The sequence below is a fragment of the Capnocytophaga sp. oral taxon 329 str. F0087 genome (assembly GCF_000213295.2).
GTDB lineage: Bacteria > Bacteroidota > Bacteroidia > Flavobacteriales > Flavobacteriaceae > Capnocytophaga > Capnocytophaga leadbetteri_A.
The window spans coordinates 8,042-14,116 of the sequence record NZ_KN390039.1 but is presented as its reverse complement, the minus strand read 5'-3'; the positions used below and the strand labels follow the sequence as shown (position 1 = coordinate 14,116).

At 38.7% G+C, this 6,075-nt stretch carries 6 protein-coding genes and 1 pseudogene; all 7 read right to left on the bottom strand.

The features are described 5' to 3' along the window. Window positions 1–285: hypothetical protein (locus HMPREF9074_RS09890; RefSeq protein ID WP_034540527.1), on the bottom strand; the 285-nt coding region annotated here is incomplete at its 3' end. A 21-nt stretch (window positions 286–306) separates the two neighbouring features. Further along, on the bottom strand, window positions 307–1,713 hold the full coding sequence (locus tag HMPREF9074_RS09885) for a hypothetical protein (RefSeq protein ID WP_009392145.1): 1,407 nt from the start codon (window positions 1,711–1,713) through the stop codon (window positions 307–309). 14 nt (window positions 1,714–1,727) lie between these two features. Continuing rightward, window positions 1,728–2,693, bottom strand: coding sequence for a hypothetical protein (locus tag HMPREF9074_RS09880; RefSeq protein ID WP_009392144.1), 966 nt, complete (start codon window positions 2,691–2,693; stop codon window positions 1,728–1,730). Window positions 2,694–2,697: 4 nt separating this feature from the next. After that, window positions 2,698–4,029, bottom strand: coding sequence for a S8 family peptidase (locus HMPREF9074_RS09875; RefSeq protein ID WP_009392143.1), 1,332 nt, complete (start codon window positions 4,027–4,029; stop codon window positions 2,698–2,700). A 20-nt stretch (window positions 4,030–4,049) separates the two neighbouring features. Next, complete coding sequence (locus HMPREF9074_RS09870) at window positions 4,050–4,541, bottom strand: hypothetical protein (RefSeq protein WP_009392142.1); 492 nt, start codon at window positions 4,539–4,541, stop codon at window positions 4,050–4,052. A 6-nt stretch (window positions 4,542–4,547) separates the two neighbouring features. After that, a complete protein-coding gene (locus HMPREF9074_RS09865; RefSeq protein ID WP_009392141.1) occupies window positions 4,548–5,255 on the bottom strand; it encodes a hypothetical protein in 708 nt (235 codons plus the stop codon). 12 nt (window positions 5,256–5,267) lie between these two features. After that, window positions 5,268–6,075 (bottom strand): annotated as a pseudogene (locus HMPREF9074_RS09860) (ABC transporter ATP-binding protein); the annotation flags it as partial.

The following is a 6,075-nucleotide window of genomic DNA, read 5'->3' as shown; positions in this document are numbered from 1 at the left end:
GAGGCATTCTCGAACATTAGTAAGCTGATAACGAGGCGATAAAAAAAGGCGTATAGCGTAAAAACCAGCACGTTTCTCGCGGTCTAAAACTTTTTTAATAAACGAATAGGCTACCCATTGCTCATTCTTAGCCAATGAAAAGAAAGGAGCGTCAGTAAGCTGCATAGCCATATTGCGCTCATCGGTTAAGAAAAGCTTAGTATCAAGTTTAGCTATAGCGGGCGAAGTGGTGTATTCGGTATTAAGTCCGCTAAAAGTGCGCTGTATCAAAAGATGTACTTTCATAGTGTTTTAAGGGTTTAGTAATTATCCGAACAGCCCACCAAAAATACCTTTCCCTCCTCCTACGATAAAGCTATCCGAAAGGACTTGTTCTACTATATTTCTAGAATATTCTTGGTTGTATTCTTTTAAGATTTTATCATAACACACTTCTCCTATAGAAAAAGGAAATACTTTTATTTTGAACTTATTACCGCTGTTTTCTTTAGCGTCAATGCAGTTGTTGAGCAAGTTTCTAAACTCTTCTCTTACAAACTCATCAGCTAAGTCCAAATCAGTTTTCGAATTCTGACCGTAGGATTTCTTTATCACATCAAACTTATTGACAACTATGTAGATAGCATCTGTTTTATCCAATATCTTATAGGTTTTAAACATATTGAGGATACTTACATAGATGTCGCTTTGGCTATACATATTGGCGTAATCTGCCTCCAATCGTTGTTGGTGCTCTAAGGCATCTAATACGAATATAAGAATTTTGCGATTACTGTTCTTCACATAGTTCACAAATCCTCTTACTTCTTCGTTTTCTAATCCTCCATCAAATATCTTAGCATAGTTCTCACCTGGTACTTCTACTATATTCAGTGGGTGGGCTTTTTTCTTATCATCTTTTAATGATATAGCTATATAGTTATAAGTACCCGAACCAGTAGGCTTGGGTAGCACACCTTTCTCTAAATAAGAAGTAATTTGGGCAGAATATTTCTCTCCCTCTATATTATAAGAATCGGGTATACTAATACCCATTTTCTTAGTGTAATAAAGCAGTCCTGAGAGCATCACCGATTTACCCGAAGCAGGAATACCTACAAAAAAGACATCAGTACGCCCTTTATCCATTTGGGGCAAGTCTTCTACGTTATAAAATTTAGTAATATTCTGATTTTGATAGTGCTTAAAAGAAGTAACTATCCGTTTGGGCACACCTGCCGCTTCTAAATCGTCATAGGTATAAAGCCGCTGATTGATTCTATCTATAATATCTTGTATCCCGACTTGTTGGGCAAGTACCTTCTGTATTTCAATAGATTTATCTGCAGTAGTTCTCTGATAAGTAGGAGCTACCGGAGCAGCTGCTACTGGGGCAGAAGGCGGAGGAGTAACAGGAGTACCAAAAATAGAAGCATTAGGGTCTGTATCCCAAATAGAGCCTTTAGATTCTGTATCCCAAATAGATTTTTGAGGCTCAGTATCAAAAATAGAACTCTGTGTTTGTGAGGCAGGTTCTTCAGTAGGGAGCGTAATCCCTTCGCGCTGGGCTTTGCGCCTCTTAAGCTCTTCTACTTTTGATATTTCAAGATGATAATTAGCAAACTCTTCAATGGTAATATCGCCTTGCTGCACAAACTGGTCTAGTTTATCTATAGTGAAAGCAGACGGATTACAACACTCCTGAAGTATTTGCATCTTTTTTATTCTGTTCATAGTATTTACGTGTTTTAATATTCTATTACTTTACCTGAGGTAGTATCAGTATCGTTTCTGTATACCCTTACTTTGTACAAGAAAAACGGAATAAGGATAAATAAGTGAATTATCACCACTGCAAGGGCAGGCAGTAGCCAGTTAGGAGGGTATTGCTTGTTGAGCTCTGTGAAACTATCAAGCGGCAACTGCATTTTATTTATAGATACTGGCTCTGGAGTTTTGTTTACAGGCAATTCTGATAGCTTTTTATTGAGCAACTCATAGCTATCAATTACAAACGTATTCAGGTTCTTATACTCGGTAGCTACTCTTAGTCTATTCCACTGCTGAAAGCGGCGTTGATAGTCGTTAGCCTCATTCACTCGTTTGTCTATCTCTTGTTGATTGTCTTGTATTTTGCTTCTGACGGCTATCAAGCGCGAAGCTACCAAATCATCTACATCTATATTCTGAGGGGTAGCCAACACCTGCGCATCTATGTTATAAGGGGCTGCCATCAGTTGGTTTTTCAATGTAGGACTCTTGCTCTTTACATAAGCGCGCAATTTATTGGTAAGCTGACTCTCAAAGTTCTGCATATCAGTCTTAGCACGATTGGCATATATATCAGAAAAAGTATTAATTTTATTTATCTTTTCGTTTACCTCTACTTGTACCTTGTCTTTAGCATTAGTTTCTATGTTAATTAAGTGAGTTAACGGCACAAAGCTAAAGATAGCTAACACTACAAATAACACCAATAGTATAGTAGCGGGCGACTTATATAGCTGGGTCACCATCTTCTGTTTGCTCTTCTTCAGTAGTTGAATAATGGCGTAATATAGCACTACTACTAATGCACTAATAGCTATACTTATCGGAAAATTACCTGAGGTAAAATATAGCAACCCAAAGAAATTGCCGATAAAAAGAATCACCAGAAAGATGAGAGATACTACATCTACAAAGGTAAAGTTGTCTTGTTTAAACTCTGTCATAATATTAAAAGGTTTTGTTGTACAATACAGCCAATTGCTGTTGGTAAATAGTGTTTTTCTTCAGTTCTGCTATTATCTGACTACTGCTGAACTGAGGGTATTTGCTCTTTAGAGCTACCACAAAAGCCGTTACTATAGGCGCTGCAAAACTCGTGCCTTGTGTTATTTCTGTTTGATTGCCAGTGCTAGCTACCTTTATATTTTCCCCTTGTGCGTAAAGGGTAGTTAAAGTGCCGTAGTTAGAGAATTTTGATTTGCGATTATGCTCATCTACTGCCCCCACTTTTATAGTATTTTCAGCACGCTGCAGAGGGTCAAAGCCTGTCAGCATATTGTCATTACCAGCTGCAAGTACTATTATAGTTTTGTTTTTCTCTGAATAGGCAAAGAGCTCCTTCCAGAAAGTCTCTTCGTCTTTAGCCCCATTCTTAATAAATTCCTGCTGATAAGGCTCTGGTAGATAGTCTAATCCTTGCAAGTTGGCTCCTAACGATATGTTTACTACATCTGCTTGATTCTTTATAGCATAGAGTACCGCTTTTATTATGTAGGTAGAACTCATCATACCATTAGCATCAGCTACTTTTATAGGGATAAGCTGTGCCGAGGGCACTATCCCTTGTATATCAGCGTATTTATTGCCTACAATTATAGAAGCTACCGCTGTACCGTGATTGATTGGCAAAGGACTCACATCGGCACTATTGTCAGTCGCATTATAAGGCTTGAGGTATCTACCTGCTAACGAAGGGTGTTGCAGGTCGAACCCATTATCTATAACGGCTACTTTTATATGCGAAGTGCTAAGCTGTCGCAAAGGGTATAAGTTCTCTGCTTGCAGATAGCGATTGCTCTCTGTTGCTTGTTTGTCAAATAGAGCTTCGTCCCATACCAATAGGTCATAGGCAGGCATCTCTGTTTTTACTTTCTGTTTAAAAGCGGCTCTATCGGCATCAGCTACTTTTAGCTGCATATAGTTGATAGTGCTATCTACATAATTGATGCGATATTGGGTAGTATCAAACTTCTGGGTAAATTCCTGTACAAAGCGTTTTGCTTGATAAACAGTATCTTTAATAGCGAGATTTAGCAGGTCTGATACTATCTTTCGCCTGCTGATAGTATCAATTATTACCTTATCGCGATCTATAGGTTTAACCCTATAGTAGTTGCTGGGCAATGCTGGTGGCTGACTTACACTCCCTGCAGGAGGTGTAAAATAAGGTCGCCCACCTATCTCCCACTGATAACGCAAGAGTATTAAGAACCAAAAAAGGATACTCAGCAATAAAGCGAGGAATAGTATTAAATAATATTTAAAAGGATATTTATTCATCGGACTATTATATTTTTCAGTTATTCAGGACAACTAAGTTGATATTCCCACTCTGTACGAGTATCAGGTCCATATACTTCTACTTTGCACTCTTGCGGCTTGCCTTTTTCAGCTTTGTAGTAAAAGCTCAACCTACCTTCACCACTTACCGTATCAGCAGTACTTGCTACTACGTTACCATCGTAGTAAATGGTCAGCCTATCGGGCACGGTATACATTTCATAAGCTACGTATACTGTACCGGGCTTACTGCCAAGCAGGTGGGTAGTGGTAGTCAGTCCATAACCGCCCGACTCTACTGCCGCATCACAATTAACTACAGCTGGCGGAGCGGTACTACCATCAGTAGGAGGAATAGGATTCTCAGGTGTGTTAGGCTGTTGATAGTATGATGGAGGATAATTAACCTCGCATTTAGGATGCCACAAAAGGGCATAAATAAGCACCCCTAAGAGCAGGAAAAAAAGCAGGTAGTATAACCACCAATGACGGTAAAAAAACTTATCTTTCATAATCTGTTAATACATTAGTGATTTGATAAAAAAAGTAAGAGCTATCAGCACTAATAACAAAACGAGTAGCCAACTCCGATGTGCTGCAAACTCTTTTAGAAACTCTAAAAACGACCTTTTTTTAGGTTGTTCCAGCACAGGCTCTGGCTCAAAATCAATTACTTTCTCTTCTTCTACTGGCTGAGGGACTTCTTCTGGAGCTATAGGGAGCTCTTCAGGTGCTGGGGTTTCTTCTATTACCAAAGGTTCTTCTACAGGCTGCTCCTCAGGTATTTCTTCCTTCTCTTCAGCTATAATAGGGCGTTGTATTTGGTCATTATTAAACGCCCACCCCCATACAATACAGATTTGTTGCCCATTGCTGAATATTTTATTGTCTTTCTCACTAAAAACTTTTTCCAATAAGCCAGCCCAATTCTTATTATTAGGGTCAGGACTCTGAGCAAGACTCTGTATGTGCTTTTGCAATTCGTCTTTAAAAGCAAAATACTGGCGTTGTGCCTGTAGGTCAGTAGTTTCACGCAGCTGGTCAAAAGGCGAATACCAATCTACCTCATAATTATGCAGGATAGGCTTAGCCAATATATTTCTATACGCAGTGGCAATACGTGTGCGTATAAAGTTATTAACCAATTCATAAGTATTGAATAGGTGCTTATTGTCGTGCGAAATAGGCACGAATGAATCTGTAGAAAGAGTATAAAACTTGTGCATTATAGCGTCATATTAGGGTTGATAGGCAATATATTGCGAGAGCAACAACTTCAGCGCATTGTTCTCTGCTTCGTCATAATCTACAAAACCGCTATTGATAAGCAAAGAGATGCGCAATAACTCTATCCAGCGGTTGTATTTCTCCAAAGCTATCGTATTTACATCCATTTTAGTATTGTCAAAAAGATCTGCAATAGTAGCATCATCGGTGCTATTAGTGCGCATAAAGTAAGAGTGCGGATTATTCTTTATCATAGCGAGTTCTCTTATCTCTCTTACTTCGTTATCAGTGATAAACTGCATATCAAAATTATAGACAATATCGTTAATCAGCAGGGCAAAGGTTTCAGCCATAAACACTTCTTCTCCTTGTATACCTTTTATTTCCGACACTATATTGTCAAAAATTTTCACTAACTTTTCTACTATACCGCGCTTTTTGATAATAGTTTTATAATGCTCTGTTATTGCGTCTATATTACTCTTAGTGATGTGGTACTGCACAAAATCAGTATAAGGGTTTTCACTGATTTTTGCCTGCCAAGTATCAAGCATCAACTGGGTGTAATACACTGCCTTCGACTGACTTCTGATTGGCTTAAAAAGGTCGCTTAGCTGAATGTCAAAAGCTGCCAATTGCTGTGCAACCTCTTCCTTGCTGGTCAGCCACATTTGTCGTTTTAGTATCTCCACTACCTCTTCTTCTGTAGTTGCTTGTTCCAATTCTGGATACTGAGTATAGAGTATAGAGGCATTACTAAGGGCGTTATGTATTTGCTCTTCCACATCTATAATAAGGTGTTCATTCAGTAGGTTATAC